The organism is Microcoleus sp. AT9b-C3 (assembly GCF_036705485.1).
GTDB lineage: Bacteria > Cyanobacteriota > Cyanobacteriia > Cyanobacteriales > Microcoleaceae > Microcoleus.
Map to the genome: position 1 here is coordinate 126,894 of NZ_JAUBUR010000001.1, position 22,676 is coordinate 149,569.

Consider the following 22,676-nt stretch of genomic DNA (forward strand, 5'->3'; position numbering starts at 1 on the left):
TACTGTTGTGATTCCTCTTGAACTTGATGGAGCTGAGATTGGTACTGTTGTGATTCCTCTTGAACTTGATGGAGCTGAGATTGATACTGTTGTGATTCCTCTTGAACTTGATGGAGCTGAGACTGATACTGTTGTGATTCCTCTTGAACTTGATGGAGCTGAGATTGCGAGCGTTTCAATTCCCTTTCAAGTTTATTTGTTTGAGACTGCGACTGCTGCAATACTGTCTCTGTCTGATACTGTTGAGATTGGGAGTGTTCTAATTCTGCCTGAACTTGGTGAAGATGAGAGTGCGATCGCTTTAATTCCCGCTTACTGTGGTGCTGTTGAGAATGCGAGCGTTCTAGTTGGGCCTGAACTTGCACGAATTGAGACTTCGCGAGTTCTAGTTCCTGCTGATTGCGATTTAATTGAGATTTGCTATTTGTTAATTCTGCTTGAGTTGTCTGCGTTTGAAACCGCAATCGCTCCAATTCCCACTGAGTCTGATGCAGTTGAGAAGTCTTCTGTGCTAATTCTGTCTTAGTTGCGTGTAGTTGCTCCTGAGATTGCTCCAATACTGCCTGAGTTGCATCTAGTTGCTCCTGAGATTGCTCCAATACTGCCTGAGTTGCATCTAGTTGCTCCTGAGATTGCTCCAACTCTGACTGAGTTGAATGCAGTTGACCTTGATACTCTTGCAACAGTGTCTCAGCTTGTTGTATTTGATCTTGAAATTGTTCCAATACTTCCTGAGTTTTATGCAGTTGACTTTGATACTGCTGCAATTCCTCCTGAGTCTGTTGCATTTGTGACTGCGACTGTGCTAATTCCTCCTGAGTCTGTTGCATTTGTGACTGCGACTGTGCTAATTCTGCCTGAGTCTGTTGCAGTTGTAGTTTGTACTGCTCTGATTCCTTTTGATGATGAATTCGCACCTGAGAAACCGCCCCCTCGTTTTTATTGCTTAATACTCCGTTAAGTCTCACAGCTAATGAACTTTGTTTACCCCGACTGACTAAATCTTCGATTTTATCTTTAATCATTGCCATACCTTGATTGCTCTCTTTCTGAAAATCTAGCTTTTCTATAGATAGTGCGAGATTGTAAATAGCCATTGCCTTAGCTTCGATAAAATCTATGGTTGACTGACCTAGTTCGTCCTTTGAACTATTAACCTTTCCTTTCCTAAAAAAGTTTTGATATCCGCCCGCCTCCCAAAATCCCAGTTGGGATGTATCCTCAAGTTTTTGGATTCTTTGTAGTTCCTCAAATTTTTGATTGTCTACTGCTATCTGACACATCCTACTCGTAATGTTTAGCCCTAAAAAATCTCTCGTGGTTTTCCTCAATATAATTTCCGGTTTTTCCTTAAGGTTTTCATAGGAAATAAATAAAACATTGTCTGATTTTTTCTCCTTTGCTTCTATGTAACTTTCTACATGAGTTCGCCATTGTTCTACCTTAACTTTACAAAAATCATCTATTCCTTGTTTCTGAAGTTCCTCTCTCTGCTCTGGATCTCCAAGCAAATAATAGTAAAAAGAACAAAGAGCATCGGCTGGCTTCCGAAATAAGTAAATGCTGTTTACGTATCTAGTATCATAAAGTTCGTGGCTCTTTATTATCCTCAAAGGAATTTTTTTTAGTCGGGGATCGCGGTTCCATATATCAAGCTTTTCTTTGTATATATCGGGGATAAAGTTGCCACCTAATTGAGTTTTAAATCCTTGGCTTTGTAAAATTATATCACTCAACAGCAGGCGCATCCAAGTATTGCCTGAACGAGGATATGAAGCCAGAATAACATCCGTCTCTTTTAAGAGCTTTTGATTTTGTTCACAAATATCGTTAACAAACATACTTTCTTTCCTTTATTAATAAAAACAACTAGGTTTCAATCAATATTTAAAAACTTACTCCACCTAGCCTCCATCCTCAACCTCACCACATCCAGCATCCTATATTTTGCCTTCCAACCCAACTTTACCATAGCCTTACCCGGCTCACCCCGACCAAATGCAATCTCCGTCGGTCGATAAAGAAGACTCCCATCGATGGCCATATCTCCCCACCAATTCCATCCTCAAGTCGCAAACGCGAGCGCTATCAACTGTTTTAAACTCCCAAAATGGTTTCTCAGAAGCTTACCACAAATGAGGGTGATTTTTGCCCGATCGCCCCCCATGAACTCCAAATGCACTCAAGCCGTTGCCTTCCCAAGGATATCAGACTTCAGGCCTCTGAGGATGTTCCCGCACGCACCAGGTGTTATATATGGACGATCGCCCCCAAGCCCTAAGCCATCGAGCTTAACAATAGATATTACCCCAAAAACCAACGAAGACGTTCTAACTCAATCGAGCCAGCAACACGCGCGATCGGGTAAACTAGAAAGGTCGATCGCACCCAACCCCCGTGCCCTTGACCCAAAGCCCAAATTAAACTATATCGAGATTGAGCAAATTTTTAAGGAGAGAAATTCACTATGGATTTTCAACAAGTACGGAAAGACATTGCTTTTCAATACCTAAAAGGCGAGGGAATAGAAGTAGGAGCCCTTCATGCTCCTTTGCAAGTTCCAGACAGCGTGAAGGTTCATTACGTTGATAGAATGTCTGTAAGCGATTTAAGGAAGCAGTACCCAGAGTTAGCGACGGTTAATCTAGTAGAAGCGGACATTGTAGATAATGGTGAAACTCTGTCATCCATAGCTGACAACTCTTGGGATTTTGCGATCGCCAATCACATGATAGAACACTGTCAAAATCCGATCGGCGCTCTGGAAAACTTTTTGAGAGTTATTAAACCGGGAGGACTTGTGTATATGGGCGTACCAGACAAACGCTATACATTTGACATCGATCGACCCCTCACTTCCCTCGACCACCTAATTCGGGACTACAAAGAAGGGCCGGAATGGTCTAAGCTTGCTCATTACGAGGAATATGTCAGGCTAGTTGACAAAACTCCTGAAGAACAGGTGGCTGCGCGGATGCAGCTTCTACTTGACATAGATTACAGCATTCATTTTCACGTCTGGACATCAGAGACTTTCCCTGAAATGCTCGCATACTGTCAACAAAACCTATCTTCGAGTTTTGAAATAGAACTATTCCAAGAAAACTCTGGGGAAATGATTATGATTCTCCGAAAAACTGTTAAAGAAAAATAATAGTAAGATGAACTTGTTTTGGATGAGCAGCAATTGTCAATAGCTAATTGACAACTGCTGTTTCAAAAGCAAGGCAATCCCAAAACCAGCATAAAAAATACAACTCGTTGCCACAATATATCCTGACTCATCCCGAAAATAATTGCAATGGGCGGTGCAATTAACTGTCAGCCTCTACTTTCAACTTGAGGGAGCCGAAAACCAATTGATTGCTTCGAGGAGTTCTTCTTGTTCAACTATTTCAGAAACTGACGGCAGCAAGTAACGCTGAGCCTGGCGGCTAGTAGCAAAGCTGCGTTGAGGGTAAATCGTTTGCTCTTTGTCCTCATGGCGAACTTCGATAATAGCAGCAAACTCTTGGACAATACCTTTATAATATCGAATTGCAAATTCAAGCTGAATTTTCTGGTTGTACAGTTCGATTAATATATGGGGGGGAACAACATATACAATTTCCTTGAGATACCACCGAGCACCAAGCGACACCGACCACAAGTTTGCAAACCAAACGCAAAGGTGCATATAGTTATCCTCTTGGTAGTAATTTGTATGTCCGTAAATAAATGCTGAGTTATGCCAAACATAGGGTGTCCAGAACTCTAATTTAGCACCGTCAATGCAAACACGACTAACTTCTTGGAATAGATGTATCGGGTCAGTCAAATGTTCTAAGGTATGTGATGAGTGAACGTATTCAACACTGCGATCGGGGAATGGCAATATATCAGTCTGTATATTAAGTACGTGGTCAACAACGCCGGGAACATAACAGTAATCTAATCCAATTGTTCCCGGTTTTTTGTTGCCACCGCAGCCTAGATCTAATCTTAGATATTCCTGCTGATTTGTGACTGGTTCAAGTTGTGATTGAATTAAGTCATTTTGGGTTAACTCGTTCTCAATTAGCTGGGGCTGTTCCTGCGATTTGTCCAAATCTTTCACTATTTTAATAACCTCATCATAAATTACTTTCCAATCACAATCATAATTTTCCCATCCCCCCCCAGTAGTGACATCAATTATAGAATCAACAGGAACTAATACTGGATCAACAGAGTTTTCACGAACCTCAAACCAAAAAATCAACTGCGAATAATGTCCACGATCCGAGTGGGCTACTCCAGGCTTGTTAGCGATCCAAGTTACCAACGTTAATCCAGAACCAATAACAGCTATGTATGTATCTACCGTACCAGCCCAGACAATTGTTTCGTGGAGAGGACATTCAAGCGCATTGTATACCTTAACATTAGGAGAAATTAGAGCCTGTATTTGCTCCATATAGGGTTTCTCTGTGGAAAAACCATCAAAGACAACTGCCATATCTGGATAATCGTCAAATATTTTTGTGATGATATTTGCATATCCTTCTACTTGGGATATCCAAGCCTTATTATGGCTGCGAAGATTAATCCATAGCAGCGGAAAATGTTTCTTAGCTGCTTCTACAGTTTGCAAAAATGACTGACTGCACTTATTGACAGCAGCGGTCTGAATTCTGGCAGCTAAATCCTCCTTAATCAAGGAGTCCGTTACTTGGACAGCGAAATAGTTATTGTCTAATATAGATCTAAAAAAACTGTTATTGTCGGATAAGCGAACAATCTTTTCGGGCGGAATTTCAGGGAAAAGCGAAGCGAGTTCAAAGTATTCATTAGCTCCTATTAAAAATTTATCGATTTTGTGCAAGAGATCATTTTCATATAGATAATAAAGTCCGCTGATTTGATTCCAGAAATAGTGACCTAAGTTGGAGACATTCCCTACAACAGCGACAACTTCTTTTGTTTCTTCATTTGATACGTAAGATTGGAATGACCGCCAATAACTAACAGCATGAGCCTTAAATTCATTAATAATTTTTTCCGAACTCAGCCAGATACTCCATTCATTAGACAAGTTGATGACTAGATCTAATCTTGGGAAATAAATACCTATCTTGCAACCGCTCCAAGTTCCCACAATCAGGTAAAATATTTCTGTGCTTTGAAATTGATAAATTAATATCGGTACACTAGGAGCATGTTGGAGATAAAATGAACGATTACTCCTAAGTACCCTACCTGTAAACGGGCAAACTGAATAAATATAACCTGTTTCTACTATGCTTTGCTGAAAATCGTTAGTCGGTTTAATTACATCCCATGTAAAATTGGACCGTTTAATTGTTTTTTTGGCGATGTTTATACCTTTAAATTCTTGAAATTGATTTATATAAATCTCTTCTAAAGCCAGAGAGTCTTGTTTGATTAACTCCAAGTTAGCTAAGGAAAAATTTGCATCTTCAAGAATCGTCTTTTGTGATTCATTCAAGTCAGTTAAAGATACCATTTTCATGACGGTATATTTGCTTGTCTGACTGAAGTGTGTACAGGCATCTTCCAGTTTAATTTCAGCTTGACTATCTATATCAGTCTCGTGGAAAGGAGTCAGTTGATTCAAACCATTCCAAATTTTTTCATAAATTTCTGCCTCGCTGGGTTGCTTCTGGGCTTTTTGGAAACAGGCTATAGCTTCATCTAACTGACCTTGTGCTGCTAAAATAATTGATAATTTATAGCTCGCACTGGCGTGGTTGGGAGTAATTTCCAAAACCTTGCGGTAGCAAGCGATCGCTTCTTCCCACCTCTCTTGCTGTTCTAAAAGCACACCTAAACTCAAGTAAGCTTCTTCAGCTACTGGTGGAAGAGTTAAAGCATATTGGTCAGTTATTAAACCATCAATTAGTGTTCCTATTGGCGAATATTCAAAAGCACGACTGTACGCCTGATTTGCCTTCTCCCGTTGATTTTTTAATTGCAGGAGGCAACCCAAATGAAAGTAGTATAAAAAAGCAGCATCGGTGTGAGGTTTTGGTTGATAGACAAGAGTCATTTCAATACAGCTTACTGAAAATGCTGATCCGGTGGAAAAGAAACGAAATTCTGTTCTGTGACCTTCAATAAAGTCCAAGTAAAATTCAAGAGAGGTTTGATGGCTATCAACCTTGGCTTCATACAAAACATAAGGACAAGGAGAGACCACATCAAATTTGAAACTGCGATCGCAGTCTTGTTCCTCAGTCATCTCTAAACTGTTCTCTGGGAAACTGAATCCAACCCTAACGCGGTACAACCCATCGGGAATGTCTATATACGGCCCGTAAAATACAAAGCCTTGATTGCCCTCCAAGCTTAAATACCCTTCACTGGTTTCCTCAACGTTGTTTCCGGGTATAATACCTAATTCTTTGGCATTAATTCGCAGAAAATTTATCGCTTCCAAATCATCTAAAAAGCATTTTGATTGCGAGTATGGATTGAGGGCGATTACTCTGTGATAACAAGCAATTGCCCCCTCCATGTCACCCTCCTTTGCCAACTTCTCTCCTAATTCGTAGTAAGACTCAAAATTTTGGTTCTTCATCATTGCTCCTAAATATTTATTGCACTTTTACTATTCCACGTAATAAATTATCAATTTATTACAGTTACTATGCTTGAGAAAATTTGGCTACCAATATTTTTTGACTTCCTCAATCCACAGTTCACACAGACGAACCTCTATCTCGCCTAAAAAATTAGTTTTATTTAGGTAAAAATACATTTCTTTCATTAACTCGCAAGCATCGCTAGTATCACTTGTAAAATTTTCCAGTAAGTCAATAAAAGTGTGAACCTGAGTATACAAAGGAATTTCTTCACTAAAATCTTTCATCAGGTTGTGTTCATTTCTCAACTGGTACACTGAGGGCGATAGAAATAGAACACTGGAGTTCATGCACCATAAAAGTCTCTGGGCAATGTAGCTTTTCCAGATATCGGTAACACGACTGCTCACACCAATAGGCAGCAACATCAGAGGAAAAGCTTGCTTGTAAAATAAAGTATTCTGCGTATTGAAAGGACTATAACATCCGGGCGAAAGTGACAACTTCTTATCCCGTTCAAACTTAATATTTTCATCACCAACCGTCAAACGATAGATAGCGTCTACATCGGGGTCTAAGTCTGCTAGCCCTTGCTGGACGTAACAAGTAACCTCTTTTTCTGTTGCCCGATTCTCATCGACAAAACTATTAACTTTGTCAAGTGGCAAGCCTCTGGGCCATATTTTTTTACTGGTAAAGTAAGAATAGACATTAACAGCACCTTTAACGTCTACCGCTGGAGTCTTAACCAGGGAAGGGAGGAAATTGGGATACTTGTCATCATAGGGAATATTGTCGTCGTCTGTTTCCGCGATCGCTTCTGCACCCATACGCATAGCATACAAGTATCCTAAATTCTTGCGGGAGTAATGATTCATAGGAATCAGAGAAGCTAGCTCGCCAAAGTCTTCGCATTGCTGCTCTACATTAAAGTATTCCGCCCCTGCCAATTCAAAATCTCTAGGAGTTTTTTTATCCCCAACTACAATAATTTTCCACCCTAAATCTAGCAAAATATCTCTGTATTTAAACAGAGCAGCAGTGGGTTTATGAATTGTTGTTATAACTAATGATTTCACGGATTAAACCTCAAAAATTTTATAGAAATCAAACATTACCCATCCTCGCCTAAACTATCATCCGCACCACATCTTGTATCTTATAGTCTGCTTCCGACCTGAACTTTATCACAAAAAACTACCAAAGGCAAACAAATTGTACCTTTCTGATCCAGTAACTTTTCAATATTTAAAAAGAATGCTATCATCAGCCTGTTTGAATTTTATATTAAACTGACAGGATAAAACCTAACAGGCTCAATAAATTCGCTTTCATATACGCGATCGAGCGCATAACCCAATTTAGGTATATCAGCCGGAATCTCGTCCTTCATCTTTCGATAATCGCGATCGCGACTAATCACCCCTTTGTTAGTATAAGCTATCCACTCGCCTCGATATTTTTTTTTATCACGGTGATTAGCCTGATACCACTCATTAGCCGTGGGATATTCTGCCTCCATCTTTTCACCCCATACTTTTCCCTCACATCATCCTCGCTTCCACCATCATCCGCACCACATCGGGCATTTTATATTTTGCCTCCCAGCCCAATTTTTCTTTTGCCTTACCCGGATTTCCATTCCCAACTGCAATCTCCGTCGGTCTGTAAAGACTCGCATCGTTTACCAAATGTTCCTGCCAATCCAAACCCGCAGAAACAAACGCTGTCTGCACAAACTCCTCCAAAGGATAGCTTACACCCGTTGCAATTACATAATCATCCGGTTCTTCCTGCTGCAACATCAAATACATCGCCTCCACATATTCCGGCGCCCAACCCCAGTCCCGCTGCACTGAAATATTTCCCAAATGCAGTTTTTCGGGACTCCCCGCAGCAATTCGGCACACAACAGATACAATCTTTTGCGTTACAAACCTCTCCGGCCGCAGCGGCGACTCGTGATTGAACAAAATACCAGAACACGCAAACAAATTGTACGCTTCTCGATAATTTGCTACTTCCCAAAATGCCGTTGCTTTCGCTACCGCGTAAGGACTTCTGGGGCGAAATGGGGTATTTTCATCCGCTGGATTGCCTCCGGTATCTCCAAAACATTCGCTGGAACTGGCATTGTAAAGTTTAATTTTGCCGCCTGTAAACCGAATTGCTTCTAAGAGATTCAAGGTGCCTGTGGCAATGCTTTCGAGGGTTTCTACGGGTTGTTCAAAAGACAGACCGACGGAACTTTGACCTGCTAGATTGTACACCTCATCTGGTTCTATTTTGGCAAGCACTTGCAAGACGCTGCGAAAATCGTTCAGAGACATGGATTCTAGTTTTACTCGGTCTCGAATGCCCAAACGGGCCAGGTTTCCGAAACTAGACATTTGGGCGTCCCTGGAGGTTCCACAAACTTCATAACCTCGATCGAGCAAAAGTTTAGCTAAATAAGCTCCGTCTTGACCAGATATACCGCTAATTAACGCTTTTTTCATACCACATTTTGCTTTAAAAACTACACCGTAGCTGTTGCTATTTTTTGACTTTTTAGCTTTTATAGTAATTTTTATTATTTTTTTTAATACCTAAGATTTTCCCAGGAGTTCTCAGAGCAAGTTTAATGGCTTACTACAAACAACAAATTTCTCATCAAACAGACCCAAAAGCCCGATCGAAGTATGATTGCAAAAAGTTCGATAGATAGCTGGGAGTAGCAGCATAAGCATATAGTAGGGACGGCAGTGCCTTGTCCCTACTATATTTCATCTTCTACTCGCCAACTATCGACTGCCAAAAGTCTCTACCGCTCGAAAACAGAAATAACCAGTCAGCTAGAAATCGGCTCAAAAGTACAAAATGTCAGCATTTTTTACCTTCTGCCGAATGACTAATGCCTTCTACCTTCGGATTAAGCTTCCCAACGTTCGGCGACCAATTCAGCCAAGTCAACCACCCGCTGACTGTAGCCCCACTCATTGTCGTACCAAGCCAAAACCTTTACCATGTCGCCATCCATCACCAGCGTCAAGCTGGAATCCAGAATCGAAGAAGCATCACTTCCGCGATAGTCGCATGAAACTAAAGGCAAATCGTTGTACTCCAAAATCCCTTTCATGGAGCCAGAGGCAGCTTCTTGGAACACTTGATTTACCTGCTCGGTAAAAGTCTTTTTCTCTACCTGAGCCACAAAATCCACTACGGACACATTGGGAGTCGGCACGCGCATGGCAATACCATTTAACTTGCCCTTCAATTCTGGAATCACCAAAGCCACAGCTTGGGCTGCTCCGGTAGAAGTCGGCACAATATTCATTGCTGCCGCCCGGGCCCGCCGCAAGTCGCGGTGGCTGGCATCCAGCAAGCGCTGGTCGCCAGTATAGCTGTGGGTAGTGGTCATCATGCCTTTGACGATGCCAAAATTTTCGTGAAGCACTTTCAGTACAGGAGCCAGACAGTTGGTAGTACAGCTAGCATTGCTGATGACAGTGTAGTCACTGTGCTTGTAGTTGTGGTGGTTGACTCCCATCACATAAGTGCCAACTTCAGAACCCTTGCCGGGAGCGGTAATTAGCACTTTTTTAGCGCCGGCAGTGATATGCTTCGATGCACCAGCTTGGTCAACGAAGACACCGGTCGATTCAATAATCAGATCAATACCCCAATCTTTCCAAGGCAAGTTTAGCGGGTTGCGATCGCTCACGCATTTAACTGTCTTGCCGTTGAGAGTAATGGAATTTTCATCCGCACTGATGTCCACATTCTTCAACGTTCCCATCATGGAATCGTATCTGAGCAAGTGAGCATTACTTCTGGGATCGGAAGTGTCATTAATAGCTACCAACTCTAGCTGGCTGTTTTCTCTGCCCAACCAGCAGCGCGCAAAACTGCGCCCGATACGTCCAAAACCATTGATCGCGACTCTAATCACCTTGTACCTCCTAACGATGGCAGCCTCTAGCTCAGGCTTAAATTTTGAAAAAATTTAAGAATTGACTTATGAGACAAGATCATATCGCAAAGGTCGATCCTTTCTAACTTTTTGTGTCGATCAAAAAAGCTTGAACTTTTCTAGAAGGCAGAAATTACAAGGCAGAAGGCATTAGGCTTTCTGTCACGGGTTACTGGTAAAGCTGATGGGCTGCAATATAAGTTTGCACAACTTCCGGGACTAAGTAGCGGAGGTCGATTCTTTCGGCGCAGCAGCGGCGGATGTGGCTCGACGAAATCTCGATCGCAGGCATGGAAAGCACCTCCCAGCGAATTTTCACGTCCAGAAGAGCCATTTGTTCGGCAACTCGTCGGCCAACAGCATTTGCCTGAACCTGCATCCTGTCGCCCGCGGAAGCGAGGGGTTTTCCACCCGGACAATCTCCCCACTCGGACAGTCCCCCAATCTCCCCGCTTTCTGCTGTCTCTCGATCTCCCTGAGTCGGACGTGGGGCCACCAACCAGTCGCACAACCCGGCAATTTCGCCACACCGGTGCCATTTGGGCAGAGTAAGGAGTGCGTCACTACCAATAATCCAGTACCAGCGATGATCGCCTGGATACAATTTTTGCAAATACAGCAGGGTGTCGATCGCAAAAGAACTGTGGGAGGGATTTGCCGACCGCGGCGAAATTACGAAGTCTGGGCGATCCGCGATTGCCAAAGCCAGCATTTCCCGCCGCCGCTCAAAACTTGCCAAATCCGGGCGCTCTTTGTGAGGAGGAGAGCGATCCGGTACCCAAATGACTCGATCGAGAGCAAATTGACTCGCAGCCGTCTCGGCTACCAACACGTGACCCCAGTGAACCGGGTCAAAAGTCCCCCCCAAAATCGCTATTTTCCCCATATTTCCCCAAAATCAGGATTAATACAGACATCGCGCCAATTTTATGTTTATACACTTTTAACCATAAGCTCGTTTATTAGAAAACCCTCGCTTTACATCGGGGACAAACCCCTGGACGACCCTAGTTTCGACGATCGTCCTGAACGCTGAAACCGATTTTTTCAACCCCCTTAATTCGTTCAAACCTTCAATAATACTTAAAAAACCCCGTTCTGAGCGTCGGAGTGGGTTCGGGACTGGATGATTAACCTTGCAAATATTAATCCCAACTTGTTTTGAGGGCGCGATCGACCACCTGAGCATTCGTTTGTGGGCGACCGAAAAAGTTTTGAGGGTAGATATACTTAGCGCCGTGGTAAAAATTTTAAGGGCTGCCAAGAACGTCGATCGGCTTCTCTATCAAACCAATGATTTGCTTTGATCTATGGCTTTGCGACTATTTCGACTAACTGCATACCTTGTATATATACAATAAAATAAGAATATATACTATAGCTGCGATCGTGTCAATCTCTGACTTTCAAGAAAAAATGAGCGTACGAGTAGATAAATGACTATAAAAGGAGCGAAATTTTGTTGTTCGTGGTAGTGTTTGTAAATCCTTATGGGTTTTACCCTCAATCTTGGTAGAAAGGTTGTGGGGCTTTTGCTGCCGTATCCCAGCACAGCAGGCGGATAGAAATAGAAAGAATGCAGGAGTATGCAACCACCCAAAATTAGTCTATTGGCCCCGACCCCAGACCCCGTTTTCTGTTACCTGCAATTTTCGAGCTGTGACTGTTCCGGAAAACTACTCGGTACTAAGTCATATAGGATACAAGACAAACATCTCTACAAGTCCCTCAAATCTAGGGACGCGCAGAGAATTTTGTACAAAATCTCTAGCGAACTGTATCCTGAAAAAACAATTCTTGATATGATATCGCGTGTTATTGGCGTGGTGTGGTGTGTGAGGAGCAAAGATGCCGAGTTCTGTTGATTTTAGCGGTAGACCATTTCATTTCATCGGCATTGGTGGGATTGGGATGTCAGCCCTTGCCTACATTCTAGCTAAACGCAAGTTGCCTGTGTACGGCTCCGACATTAAATCGAGTCACATAACCGAGCGCTTGCAAGGAATGGGAGCTCATATTTTTTGGAGTCAAGACGCCAGCAATTTTGAACTATTTCAAACGGCCCTTAACGGTAGCAGTCCCGACTGCGGGCAACAGGAAAGGGCAGTATCCTCGATAGTCGGGGGTACGGTAGGGACTTCTGTCGCGACAGCCGAAGCTCTCCAATTGAATGGCAACGGTTCAAGCGCCCAAGCAATTCTGGGATTGCCTCAAGTAGTATGTTCGACGGCTATTCACCCAGCCAATGCCGAATATCGAGCTGCTTTAGATTTGGGCTGTCCGATTTTTCATCGATCGGATGTCTTGGCAGCGTTAATTCAAGATTACCAAAGCATAGCCGTAGCCGGGACTCATGGCAAAACTACTACTAGCAGCTTAATCGGCTTCATGCTGATGGCTGCGGGTCTAGACCCGACGATCGTGGTAGGAGGCGAGGTAAATGCTTGGGAAGGCAATGCCCGTTTGGGGGAAGGCCCCTACTTAGTTGCCGAGGCTGATGAATCCGACGGTTCTCTCGTCAAGCTGGTAGCCAAAATTGGCATAGTGACGAACGTGGAACTGGATCATCCAGACCATTACGATACCCTTGACCAGGTAATAGACACATTTAAGGTGTTTGCCGAAAACTGTCAAACCTTGGTGGGCTGCATTGACGATCAAATCGTTAAAGACTGCCTTCAGCCTCATGTCAGCTACAGCTTGCAGCCTGACAGCGGTGCTGACTACACAGCTTCGGGCGTGGAGTACGGGGCACAAAGCACCAAGGCTCGGATTTGGGAGCGAGGAGCTTTCCTGGGAGAAATGGAGTTGAAGTTGCTAGGCACACACAATCTCAGCAATGCACTAGCTGCGGTAGCAGTGGGCCGATTGTTGGGGTTAGAGTTTTCGGCGATTGCCAAAGCGATTGCTGGCTTTGAAGGAGCTCGTCGCCGTTTTGAGGTGCGGGGTTTTCACAATGACATCCTGTTTGTGGACGACTACGCTCACCATCCTAGCGAAATTCGTGTCACCTTGGCGGCCGCTCGCTTGCGTATCGAAGGTAGCGAAAAAAATCCCAAATCCCGAAGAGTGGTTGCAATTTTTCAACCCCACCGTTACAGCCGGACTCTGACATTTTTGCCAGAATTTGCTCAATCTTTTGGGGATGCTGATTTGGTTGTGGCTTGCGATATTTATAGTGCTGGGGAACCAAATTTAGGAGAGATTAGTGGGCAGCAGGTTGCTGATTTGATTGCTAAAGAAGGCCGAGAGGTTGAGTTTGCGCCTTCCCTAGAGTCAGTCACTAAGTTTTTAACCAAAAATCTGCAACCGGGGGATTTGGCTCTGTTTTTGGGCGCTGGTAATCTGAATCAGATTATTCCAGAGGTTATGGCTTTTTATCAACAAGCCGATCGCCCCGATTAGCTCGCGAACAGAGTAGAGTCGATCGACATTATGGCGTGGCACGTTGTGCCGAAACTTCTGTCGGACGGCTCGCTCAAAGGGGCGACATAAGTTAGCTAAACGAATTTTCAACCACGTCTTCGAGCGAAGGTATTTTTAAGGATTTTCAAGATGGTGACTATCTCGAATGACTCCTCTGTTAAGGACAATCGGCGAGTGTATTCTCCTATTTCTTTGCGGGGAACTGATTGCAAGATTAACTCCCAAGTTTCGCTGGCGGGCCTGACTTCGTTCCGAGTCGGCGGGCCCGCCGAGTGGTACGTGGCTCCCCGCAGTATGGAGGCTTTGCAAGCGAGTTTTGCCTGGGCACACGATGAAGGAGTGCCGGTGACTCTGCTGGGTGCGGGTTCTAATTTGTTGGTGAGCGATCGGGGTTTGTCCGGTTTGGTCGTCGGCACTCGCTACCTGAAACAGGTGAATTTTAATGCAGAAACAGGTCAAGTTACAGCCGGGGCGGGGGAGTCAATTCCCCGCCTCGCTTGGTTGGCGGCTAAACGGGGCTGGAAAGGCCTAGAATGGGCAGTCGGCATACCGGGTACGGTGGGAGGGGCTGTGGTGATGAATGCAGGCGCTCACAGAGGCTGTACTGCTGATATTCTAGTCAATGCCCGCGTCCTATCCCCTGGCGGCAAGGTGGAAATTCTGACTCCCCAAGAGTTGGAGTACCGCTACCGGACTTCGGTGCTGCAAGGGGGCGATCGGCTGGTGACTGAAGCGACTTTCCAGTTGCAGCCGGGATTCGATCGATCGCAAGTAATGGCAGAAACTAATGACCATTTCAGCCAGCGGCGGACAACTCAACCTTACCACTTACCGAGCTGTGGCTCAGTCTTCCGTAACCCTGGCCCCAAGACTGCAGGTTGGTTCATCGAACAAGCGGGACTGAAGGGATATCAGATCGGCGGCGCACAAGTGGCTCAGCGCCATGCTAATTTTATTCTTAACTGCGGGTCGGCAACGGCCAATGATATTTTTCAAGTGATCCGCCACGTTCAACAGCAAGTCGAGCAGCGATGGTCGCTGTTGTTGGAGCCAGAAGTTAGAATACTGGGAGAGTTTCCCTTCTAAGGCATCATTGAAGTAATACGGAAACGGCAGACTGCCAACCCACACACCATCAAAAAGTAGTTATGACAAAATCAGGACAAGGATTTGGCTTCGGCCTGGGAAAAATGAAAGAACTGACTGAAGCTTTCAAAAAAGCTCAGCAGGTTCAAGAAGGAGCTAAAAAGCTCCAAGAAGAGTTGGATGTAATGGAAATTGAGGGAACAGCCGGCGGTGGCTTGGTCAAGGTTTTTCTCAGCGGCAACCAAGAACCCCGCCGCGTGGAAATCTCACCGGATGCCCTCGGTGAAGGTGCTGATGTGGTTTCTGAACTCGTCACGGTGGCGATGCAGGATGCTTACGCTAAGTCTACGATGACGATGCGGGAGAAAATGGAAGAACTCACCGGTGGACTAAATCTCCCCGGTTTCGGTTAGTCATTAGTCATCAGTCAATTGTTGACTGTTGACTGTTGACTGATTAAACTTTCTGGAAAACCCCTATAGTAAGGTGCGTCGCTGCTCCATGTTCGATAGAACTTGCAGATTGACTCTGAAAGCGACGCACCCTACAAATTAGCAGTGTTGAGTGACTAATAACTAATAACTAATAACTAATGACTAATGACTAAATTATTATTTGTCTGCCTCGGAAATATCTGCCGATCGCCTTCAGCAGAAAATATTATGAATCACTTAATTGAACAAGCTGGTTTGAGCGATCGTATCACCTGCGATTCTGCCGGAACTGCTAGCTATCACATTGGCAGCCCCCCTGACAGGCGGATGGCATTGGCGGCGAGGAAGCGAGACATTGAATTGCTAGGGGAAGCCCGCCAATTTTCCAAAAACGATTTTGAAAAGTTTGATTTGATTCTGGCCATGGATAGAGAAAATTATCGTAATATTCTTGCCCTGGATGCGGCTGGAAAGTATAAAGATAAAGTGCGGCTGATGTGCGATTTTTGCCAGAAATACGACCTTAAAGAAGTGCCAGATCCTTACTACGGTGGCCCGGAGGGATTTGATCGAGTAATTGATTTGCTGCTGGACGCTCAAGCGGGTTTGTTAGAGTACGTTGTCAGTCAAGAAAAATTAACAGTTGGCGGTCAGCAATCAATTTAAATTAAAAAAGTGTCTTTTTCCGCCCGAATATTAGCAATGCTGTAGGGGGGACAACGCTAACAAAACTCGTAACTAGGGAGATCACAGTTGTCCCCGCTCCCCCTCCCAAAATGATACTGGGTGACAAAGAAAAAGTTAAACTTGTCCATACAAAATGGGAAGAATTGATACTCAAAGCAGCAATTGGCAACAAAATAGATGGATACCAAGGCATTAGCCAAGGTGTAGCGAACAAAAACAAAGTGAGAGTCGTCCATCCAATATCTGATACTAAATTAATTTCCCAATCTTTTTTGCGGAATAATGATTTAATTAACGTCCCTGCATAGTAAACAATCCAGCTTAAATACGCAAAATATTTGACTAATAATAGAATACTTTTCCTAGTTTCAACACTTACATTGGGCAAAAAATTCATAAATAAATTGATTGCATGGTGGAACGATCGAGCCGTCGCCCCGGCGGTTCCTGGATTTAAAAGACTTCTCCAAGCTGAAACTGTTGGCATAAATGTATAAGTTATCACCGCAATAATTAATAAAGAAAGCAAGAATGATGCTGCTAAATCTTTCCACCGACGCTGCTTGCAGAGAAAAGCCAAAACTAAGGGTAGCCAAATTATAGGTAAGGTTTTTACTAGAAAACCCACCCAAATTGCTAAAATTGCCAAAACATAACGTTGGTAATAAATACATCCTATTAAAACAATCAATGTATTGGCAAGAAGAACGTCAAGGTGAGCATTAGCTATTTGCTCGTTCAATAGCATGGGATTGACTAAATAGGCCAGTGTGATGAGGTTACGATGTTCAGCATTGGTTAGCAACCGCCAAATTAAGTAGCCATTGAGCGTGTGTACCAACACGCAGATTATTTTAAAAATATAAACTGCTAGTAAAGGGCTAATTGATCCACCAAGTGCTGATAGGGCAAAAAAGAATAAAGAAACGGGGCCGTAGGTAGAAGTTTGCCCCCAGTGGAGGAAGGGAGATACGTTAGAAATTAAGGTATCAGGATTATTCAAATAAGGATTAATGTTTTGTAAGCTCATCGCTCCGTAATGCAGGTACATATAAATGTCACTGCTTTGGGGATAAGCTATGAGGGCAAGTGCCAGAAAGGGGATTGCATACTTGCAAATATCTAGAAAGCTGGAACTTGTCTGTTTTTTTTGAATTAACCAAATAATATATGTAACTGTTGCTATCAAGTAGGAACCGTTAATTAGAACTCGGATCAGGCTGAAACCGCTGGTAGGGAAATCGTTATAGTTGTCTCCACCCTGTAAAACACTGTAATACTTGGTGATTCCCATGAAGGTCATGGCCATACAGAAAATTATGGAAGCTGCTAATGCTGCTGCATATAGAATTTTCTGATTTTTTAAGTAATTGTTGACCATGATGTTATTTATTCAGCGTGGTAAGTGCAGGTAATTTTCTTGCCCAGAGCGTTGGCGGTTATCTGACTAAATGGTGTTCCATCGCAAAGCGAACGAGTTCTGCTCGGTTGTTGCTTTCCGTTTTTCTGAACAAGCTGCTGACGTGCTTTTCGATCGTTCGAGGGCTCAGGTGGAGTGTGGAGCCTATTTGAATATTAGAAAGACCTTCTGTCAGCAAATCTAGCACTTGTCGCTCTCGCTGAGTCAAAGTCGGAGCATTTTGGCTGGGAGATGCCCGTGAAGCGGAGCTATCCCGTAGGGAATCGCCTGTGTTTGACTTTTGAGTTAAAAAATCTGCTTCTAGCTTGTCATTGCCTCTGCTGGGTGCCTCTGTTGGCGTCGGTTCGGGTTCCGGGGAACGAGAGGGGGCCTGAGCGATTAGAGCGTAGCGATCGAGCAAAGAGCGAATAACCGCCCCCAATTCCTGGAGTTCAAAAGGTTTAGCCAGATAATTGTCGCACCCCATCTGATAGCCGCGAATCCGTTCCTGCGTGCTCGTGCGTTCCGTCAAAAAAATCACCGGCAGCAAGCGGAAAGCGGGACGAGTCCGAACTCGCCGCACAAATTCGTAGCCATCCATTTCGGGCATTGTAATGTCGGTAACAATCAAGTGTGGCTGAAATTCATCTACCAGGCCTAATGCTTCTTTGCCGTTCTCAGCAGCGATTACAGAGTATCCGGTAATTTCTAGATAATCGGTAATTGACAAGCGAGTCGCGAAATCGTCGTCAGCAACCAGAATAGTTAATGGCATGGGGGAATTAAAAGTTAAACATTAAAAGTGACTAATTTCACTTTTAATGTTTAATTCTACTGTTTAATTCTCTTGATAACTTGCAGTTAAAGTAGCCGGTTGTCCTAATTTGCCCTCCAAAGCTACGCCGCGCCCGTTGGCTGCCAAATGCCGCAGAGTTTTGTAAATTGTCTCGATTTGCTCTGGTTTTCCTGCTTTTTTGGCTAGTTCTGCTACAGACAGAGGTTTTTGGGCGTCTTTGAGCACTTGCAGTACCCGTTGCTGCAAGTCCAATACAGCAGCGGCTGCTTTTTTGCCTGCTTCAACCCCTGGCTGGTGATAGGCATTGACATTCACCAAGGAACCGTAAAAACCTACGGCTCTTTCGTAGAGGGCGATTAATGCTCCTACTGTCCGAGGGTTGACTTGGGGGATTGTGACAGTAATTGAATCTCGGTGATTTTCGTACAAAGCTTGTCGAGTTCCCTGCAATAAACCCGACAAATAATCTCCTGAAGTGACGCCGGTTTCTACTTCTGGGGAAATGCCTTGCCTGTCTTGCAAAACTTCGATAAATGTTAGGAAGAAATTCGGCACGCCGTCTCGAAGTTGCTGGACGTAAGCGTGTTGGTCGGTGGTGCCTTTGTTGCCGTAAACTGCGATACCTTGATGAACTGTATTGCCGTCTAAATCTTCCTGTTTGCCGATCGATTCCATGACTAATTGCTGCAAGTAGCGGCTGAACAATAGCAGGGAATCTTTATACGGCAAAACTACCATATCTTTTTCGCCACGTCCGTTGCCAGCAAAATACCAGGACATTGCTAACAAGGCGGCGGGATTGTTTTTTATTTCGGTGGTTCTGGTAGCTTCGTCCATGACTTTAGCGCCGTCTAGCATCGCCCGAATGTCGATGCCTTGCAAAGCTGCTGGCAAAAGTCCAACTGCTGACAATTCGGAAGTGCGTCCTCCCACCCAATCTGCCATTGGAAAAGTGGTAATCCAGCCTTGGGATTTGGCTAATTTGTCTAGTTGGCTGTCAACTCCGGTGATGGCAATTGCTTGTTTGGCAAAATCCAGTTTTTCGGCGGCGAAGGCTTTTTGAACTTCGATCATCCCGTTGCGGGGTTCGGGGGTGCCGCCGGATTTGGAGATAGTAATTACTAGGGTGCTGGCGAGTTTGTCTTTGATTTTGTTGAGAATTCGATCGATCCCAGCCGGATCTGTGTTGTCGATAAAATGTATTGCTAGGGGCGGAATGTCTGGGGATAAAGCTTCGGAGACAAATTGGGGGCCGAGGGCGGAACCGCCGATGCCGATCGAAATTATGTCGGTAAATTGCGGAGCAAAGGGCGGTTTAATATCGCGGTTTTGAACTTTTTTGACAAATGCTTCGACTTGTGCTATGCCTTCGATTATTTCTTGTTTTAATTCTGGAGTGGGAGCTAAATCGGGGTTTCGCAGCCAGTAGTGGCCCACCATCCGGTTTTCGTCGGGATTGGCGATCGCACCTGCTTCCAAAGCTGCCATGTCTTTGAAAGCTTTGTCAAATTTGGGCTTCAATGCTGCTGCAAAAGCGTCGTCGAATCCCATGCGGCTGATATCGAGGTAAAGTCCCAATCCAGAGTGATAGTAAAGCCAGTCTTGATAGCGTTGCCAGAGTGCTGCGGCGTCCATAGGAATTCTCTACAATTTTTTTAATGTTCGATCGGCGTCGTCAGGAATCCACCAATTGTAGTTTAAAACGATCTGATGTACGGCTTTTGCAGAATCCCAATAAATTTAAGCATTAGTCGTCTGAAGGCAGCCGGAACAGAAGACAGTCAGAGCATTCGGCAGAATTAAACAATAAAAATATGACTTGGGCAACACTCTTAGTAGGTAGATCCCTGATTAATGGTCACACCCCATAGATAGATAGAAGTGGCACAGAGATTTAACTGTGGTCGGCGTTGGCGTTTGGGTTCTGGTTTCACAATATTCAAATTCGGGCGATCTGGATGTGTAAAATAGACATTGCGGTCAGGTTAAATATACTTTTAGCTGCCACTCAATAATCGGCTAAAAATATAATTAACAACTGTCAAGTATCGGAAGTGTAGTATAATATACAGATATTAGAATTAAAGTGCGATCGACTATGCTTGCTCTATCTCCAGAATTAAAAGAAAGGTTAGCAACTCCGCTAAAAATCGGCGATTTTGAAGTTAAAAGTCGCGTCCTGCAATCGCCCTTATCCGGCGTTACCGATTTGGTATTTCGCCGCCTGGTGCGCCGCTACGCGCCGGATTCGATGATGTACACGGAAATGGTGAACGCTACGGGTTTGCACTACGTGAAGCAACTGCCGAGAATTATGGAAGTTGACCCGAACGAGCGTCCGATTAGCATTCAATTGTTTGACTGCCGGCCGGATTTCTTGGCAGAAGCGGCACAGAAAGCAGTGGCAGAGGGAGCGGATACAGTTGATATTAATATGGGCTGTCCGGTTAACAAAATTACTAAAAACGGCGGCGGTTCATCCCTGCTGCGAGATCCGGCAACTGCCGAGGCAATTGTGCGGGCGGTTGTGGAAGCGGTAGATGTTCCTGTCACGGTTAAAACTAGAATCGGTTGGACGGACAAAGAAATTAATATTTTGGAATTTGCGAAGCGGATGGAAGATGCGGGAGCAAAAATGATTACCGTGCACGGCCGCACTCGATCGCAAGGTTACACCGGCCCGGCAAAATGGGAGTGGATTCGCCGAGTGAAAGAAGTTTTATCGATTCCAGTTATTGCTAACGGGGATATTTTTTCCGTGGAAGCAGCGATGCGATGTCTGGAAGAAACCGGCGCAGATGGAGTGATGTGTTCGCGGGGAACTTTGGGCTATCCATTCTTGGTGGGAGAAGTTGATTATTTCTTGAAAACTGGTGTGGAAAAGATAGCTCCGACACCAATTGAACGGCTCGAATGTGCTAAGGAACATTTGCGGGCTTTGTGGGAATATAAAGGTGAAAGCGGTGTCTCCCAAGCGCGCAAGCACTTAACCTGGTATGCTAAGGGTTTCCCCGGCGCTGGGGAATTGCGGGGCGTGTTGGCTGTGGTAGAAACGGTTGAACAAGGTTGCGATTCGATCGATCGCGCGATCGAGCAATTGCCCGCATAAACCTTACCCGCAGATGTCTGTCGATTTTAGATTTTAGATTTTAGATTTACTTGCCACATTGAATGTGGGAGCTTGAACTTTAGTCTAAAATTTTAATATCGACGCTCAGGAGTGTACGTGGCACGGTATCCGTTTTAGGGCGGAGTCAACTAGGGGTTACAGAAACAAAACCTGCCTCTGCGGGCTAAGATTTAAGACACAGTTAAAAATTTGTGTGTGGGGGAAAGCATGGACTCATTAAAAGGGCGAGATTTATTAAGTCTGGCCGATTTAAGCATTGACGAATTAAATTATTTGCTGGATCTAGCAGCCAGTTTAAAATCGGGAATGGTCAAGCTGAAACGCAATAAAGTTCTCGGCTTGTTATTTTCCAAAGCTTCAACGCGAACGCGGGTAAGTTTTACGGTGGCAATGTATAAATTGGGAGGGCAAGTGATTGACCTCAATCCCAACGTTACACAAGTCAGCCGCGGCGAACCGTTGGTAGATACAGCCAGGGTTTTAGACAGGTATTTAGACATTTTGGCGATTCGGACGTTCGAGCAAAAGGATTTAGCAACTTTTGCTAACTATGCCAAAATTCCTGTGATTAATGCACTGACCGATGACGAACACCCATGCCAAGTGCTGGCGGATTTAATGACAGTAAAAGAGTGTTTTGGCAAGTTGGAAGGGGTGACTTTGACTTATTTGGGCGATGGCAATAATATGGCAAATTCGCTGATGTTGGGCTGTGCAATGACGGGAATGAATGTCAGAATTGCTTGCCCTCAAGATTTCCAGCCGAATGCTGAGATAGTGGAAAAAGCTAAGAATATTGCTAATGGAAAAACAGAAGTTACTGTGACGGCGGACGCAGAAGCTGCTGTGAAGAATGCTCAAGTGATTTATACTGATGTTTGGGCGAGTATGGGACAGGAAGAGGAAGCAAAAATCAGGATTCCTTTGTTTAAGCCATATCAGGTAAATGAACAATTGCTGAAGTTAGCAGATAAGAATGCAATTGTATTGCACTGTTTGCCCGCACACCGGGATGAAGAGATTACGGATGACGTGATTGAGGGCAGTCAATCGCGCGTTTGGGATCAAGCAGAAAATCGGATGCACGCTCAGCAAGCTTTGCTGGCAAGTATTCTAGAAAGCGATTAGGAATAGAGAAGGGAAGAGAAGAATAGCCCGACTGAAGAATAAGAGAAAAGCCATTCTCTCAATCTCAATCTCTAT

General features: G+C 44.3%; 18 protein-coding genes. 8 read left to right on the forward strand and 10 right to left on the reverse strand.

Annotated features, from left to right (window positions below; translation table 11 throughout):
* Positions 1 to 1,841 (reverse strand): sulfotransferase domain-containing protein (locus QUB77_RS00505; protein WP_333322780.1); only part of this gene is annotated, 1,841 nt, incomplete at its 3' end.
* Between the two features lie 626 nt (positions 1,842 to 2,467).
* Between QUB77_RS00505 and QUB77_RS00510 the strand changes: the two genes are divergently transcribed.
* Positions 2,468 to 3,154 carry a methyltransferase domain-containing protein gene (locus tag QUB77_RS00510; RefSeq protein ID WP_333322782.1) on the forward strand — a complete coding sequence of 229 codons (687 nt, stop codon included), beginning with the start codon at positions 2,468 to 2,470 and terminating at the stop codon, positions 3,152 to 3,154.
* Positions 3,155 to 3,334: 180 nt separating this feature from the next.
* Here the strand turns inward: QUB77_RS00510 and QUB77_RS00515 are convergent, their stop codons facing one another.
* From QUB77_RS00515 to nadD, 6 genes are all read right to left on the reverse strand, one after another.
* Positions 3,335 to 6,562, reverse strand: a complete 3,228-nt coding sequence (locus tag QUB77_RS00515; RefSeq protein WP_333322784.1) for a tetratricopeptide repeat protein — start codon at positions 6,560 to 6,562, stop codon at positions 3,335 to 3,337.
* Between the two features lie 84 nt (positions 6,563 to 6,646).
* Positions 6,647 to 7,642, reverse strand: a complete 996-nt coding sequence (locus QUB77_RS00520) for an STELLO glycosyltransferase family protein (protein ID WP_333322786.1) — start codon at positions 7,640 to 7,642, stop codon at positions 6,647 to 6,649.
* A 203-nt stretch (positions 7,643 to 7,845) separates the two neighbouring features.
* The gene (locus QUB77_RS00525; protein WP_333322788.1) at positions 7,846 to 8,085 is read right to left on the reverse strand and encodes a DUF5678 domain-containing protein; all 240 of its coding nucleotides are present in this window, start codon (positions 8,083 to 8,085) and stop codon (positions 7,846 to 7,848) included.
* 22 nt (positions 8,086 to 8,107) lie between these two features.
* Complete coding sequence (locus QUB77_RS00530) at positions 8,108 to 9,061, reverse strand: GDP-mannose 4,6-dehydratase (protein ID WP_333322790.1); 954 nt, start codon at positions 9,059 to 9,061, stop codon at positions 8,108 to 8,110.
* A gap of 413 nt (positions 9,062 to 9,474) precedes the next feature.
* Positions 9,475 to 10,494, reverse strand: coding sequence for a type I glyceraldehyde-3-phosphate dehydrogenase (locus QUB77_RS00535; protein WP_333045021.1), 1,020 nt, complete (start codon positions 10,492 to 10,494; stop codon positions 9,475 to 9,477).
* Between the two features lie 190 nt (positions 10,495 to 10,684).
* Positions 10,685 to 11,401, reverse strand: a complete 717-nt coding sequence (gene nadD / locus QUB77_RS00540) for a nicotinate (nicotinamide) nucleotide adenylyltransferase (RefSeq protein ID WP_333227072.1) — start codon at positions 11,399 to 11,401, stop codon at positions 10,685 to 10,687.
* Between the two features lie 250 nt (positions 11,402 to 11,651).
* Here nadD and QUB77_RS00545 point away from each other — a divergent pair, with 250 nt between their 5' ends.
* The 5 genes from QUB77_RS00545 (at position 11,652) to QUB77_RS00565 (ending at position 16,127) form a co-directional block, all read left to right on the forward strand.
* Entirely contained in the window at positions 11,652 to 11,822 is a 171-nt protein-coding gene (locus QUB77_RS00545; protein ID WP_333159065.1) for a hypothetical protein, read from the forward strand.
* Positions 11,823 to 12,363: 541 nt separating this feature from the next.
* Complete coding sequence (murC, locus tag QUB77_RS00550) at positions 12,364 to 13,920, forward strand: UDP-N-acetylmuramate--L-alanine ligase (RefSeq protein ID WP_333159067.1); 1,557 nt, start codon at positions 12,364 to 12,366, stop codon at positions 13,918 to 13,920.
* Between the two features lie 150 nt (positions 13,921 to 14,070).
* On the forward strand, positions 14,071 to 15,027 hold the full coding sequence (murB, locus tag QUB77_RS00555) for a UDP-N-acetylmuramate dehydrogenase (protein ID WP_333322792.1): 957 nt from the start codon (positions 14,071 to 14,073) through the stop codon (positions 15,025 to 15,027).
* Between the two features lie 62 nt (positions 15,028 to 15,089).
* Entirely contained in the window at positions 15,090 to 15,440 is a 351-nt protein-coding gene (locus tag QUB77_RS00560) for a YbaB/EbfC family nucleoid-associated protein (protein ID WP_006634273.1), read from the forward strand.
* 186 nt (positions 15,441 to 15,626) lie between these two features.
* Complete coding sequence (locus tag QUB77_RS00565) at positions 15,627 to 16,127, forward strand: low molecular weight protein-tyrosine-phosphatase (protein WP_333322794.1); 501 nt, start codon at positions 15,627 to 15,629, stop codon at positions 16,125 to 16,127.
* A gap of 1 nt (position 16,128) precedes the next feature.
* On the opposite strand, the gene QUB77_RS00570 is transcribed toward QUB77_RS00565, so the two are convergent.
* From QUB77_RS00570 to QUB77_RS00580, 3 genes are all read right to left on the reverse strand, one after another.
* The gene (locus QUB77_RS00570; protein ID WP_333322796.1) at positions 16,129 to 17,529 is read right to left on the reverse strand and encodes a hypothetical protein; all 1,401 of its coding nucleotides are present in this window, start codon (positions 17,527 to 17,529) and stop codon (positions 16,129 to 16,131) included.
* A 58-nt stretch (positions 17,530 to 17,587) separates the two neighbouring features.
* Positions 17,588 to 18,322 carry a DNA-binding response regulator gene (locus QUB77_RS00575; RefSeq protein WP_333169512.1) on the reverse strand — a complete coding sequence of 245 codons (735 nt, stop codon included), beginning with the start codon at positions 18,320 to 18,322 and terminating at the stop codon, positions 17,588 to 17,590.
* Positions 18,323 to 18,385: 63 nt separating this feature from the next.
* Positions 18,386 to 19,978: a glucose-6-phosphate isomerase gene (locus QUB77_RS00580; protein ID WP_333169515.1), complete on the reverse strand. Its 1,593-nt coding sequence runs from the start codon at positions 19,976 to 19,978 to the stop codon at positions 18,386 to 18,388.
* 463 nt (positions 19,979 to 20,441) lie between these two features.
* On the opposite strand from QUB77_RS00580, the gene dusB reads away from it, so the two are divergent.
* Both dusB and argF read left to right on the forward strand, forming a co-directional pair.
* Positions 20,442 to 21,452: a tRNA dihydrouridine synthase DusB gene (gene dusB / locus QUB77_RS00585; protein ID WP_333169518.1), complete on the forward strand. Its 1,011-nt coding sequence runs from the start codon at positions 20,442 to 20,444 to the stop codon at positions 21,450 to 21,452.
* Positions 21,453 to 21,680: 228 nt separating this feature from the next.
* Entirely contained in the window at positions 21,681 to 22,601 is a 921-nt protein-coding gene (argF, locus tag QUB77_RS00590; protein WP_190739043.1) for an ornithine carbamoyltransferase, read from the forward strand.
* Positions 22,602 to 22,676 lie beyond the last annotated feature (75 nt).

Coding starts and splice junctions, on each gene's coding strand:
- QUB77_RS00510 (WP_333322782.1), top strand. CDS start 2,468: ATGGATTTTCAACAAGTACGGAAAGACATTGCTTTTCAATACCTAAAA.
- QUB77_RS00515 (WP_333322784.1), bottom strand. CDS start 6,562: ATGATGAAGAACCAAAATTTTGAGTCTTACTACGAATTAGGAGAGAAG.
- QUB77_RS00525 (WP_333322788.1), bottom strand. CDS start 8,085: ATGGAGGCAGAATATCCCACGGCTAATGAGTGGTATCAGGCTAATCAC.
- QUB77_RS00530 (WP_333322790.1), bottom strand. CDS start 9,061: ATGAAAAAAGCGTTAATTAGCGGTATATCTGGTCAAGACGGAGCTTAT.
- nadD (WP_333227072.1), bottom strand. CDS start 11,401: ATGGGGAAAATAGCGATTTTGGGGGGGACTTTTGACCCGGTTCACTGG.
- murC (WP_333159067.1), top strand. CDS start 12,364: ATGCCGAGTTCTGTTGATTTTAGCGGTAGACCATTTCATTTCATCGGC.
- murB (WP_333322792.1), top strand. CDS start 14,071: ATGGTGACTATCTCGAATGACTCCTCTGTTAAGGACAATCGGCGAGTG.
- QUB77_RS00560 (WP_006634273.1), top strand. CDS start 15,090: ATGACAAAATCAGGACAAGGATTTGGCTTCGGCCTGGGAAAAATGAAA.
- QUB77_RS00565 (WP_333322794.1), top strand. CDS start 15,627: ATGACTAAATTATTATTTGTCTGCCTCGGAAATATCTGCCGATCGCCT.
- QUB77_RS00570 (WP_333322796.1), bottom strand. CDS start 17,529: ATGGTCAACAATTACTTAAAAAATCAGAAAATTCTATATGCAGCAGCA.
- QUB77_RS00575 (WP_333169512.1), bottom strand. CDS start 18,322: ATGCCATTAACTATTCTGGTTGCTGACGACGATTTCGCGACTCGCTTG.
- QUB77_RS00580 (WP_333169515.1), bottom strand. CDS start 19,978: ATGGACGCCGCAGCACTCTGGCAACGCTATCAAGACTGGCTTTACTAT.
- dusB (WP_333169518.1), top strand. CDS start 20,442: ATGCTTGCTCTATCTCCAGAATTAAAAGAAAGGTTAGCAACTCCGCTA.
- argF (WP_190739043.1), top strand. CDS start 21,681: ATGGACTCATTAAAAGGGCGAGATTTATTAAGTCTGGCCGATTTAAGC.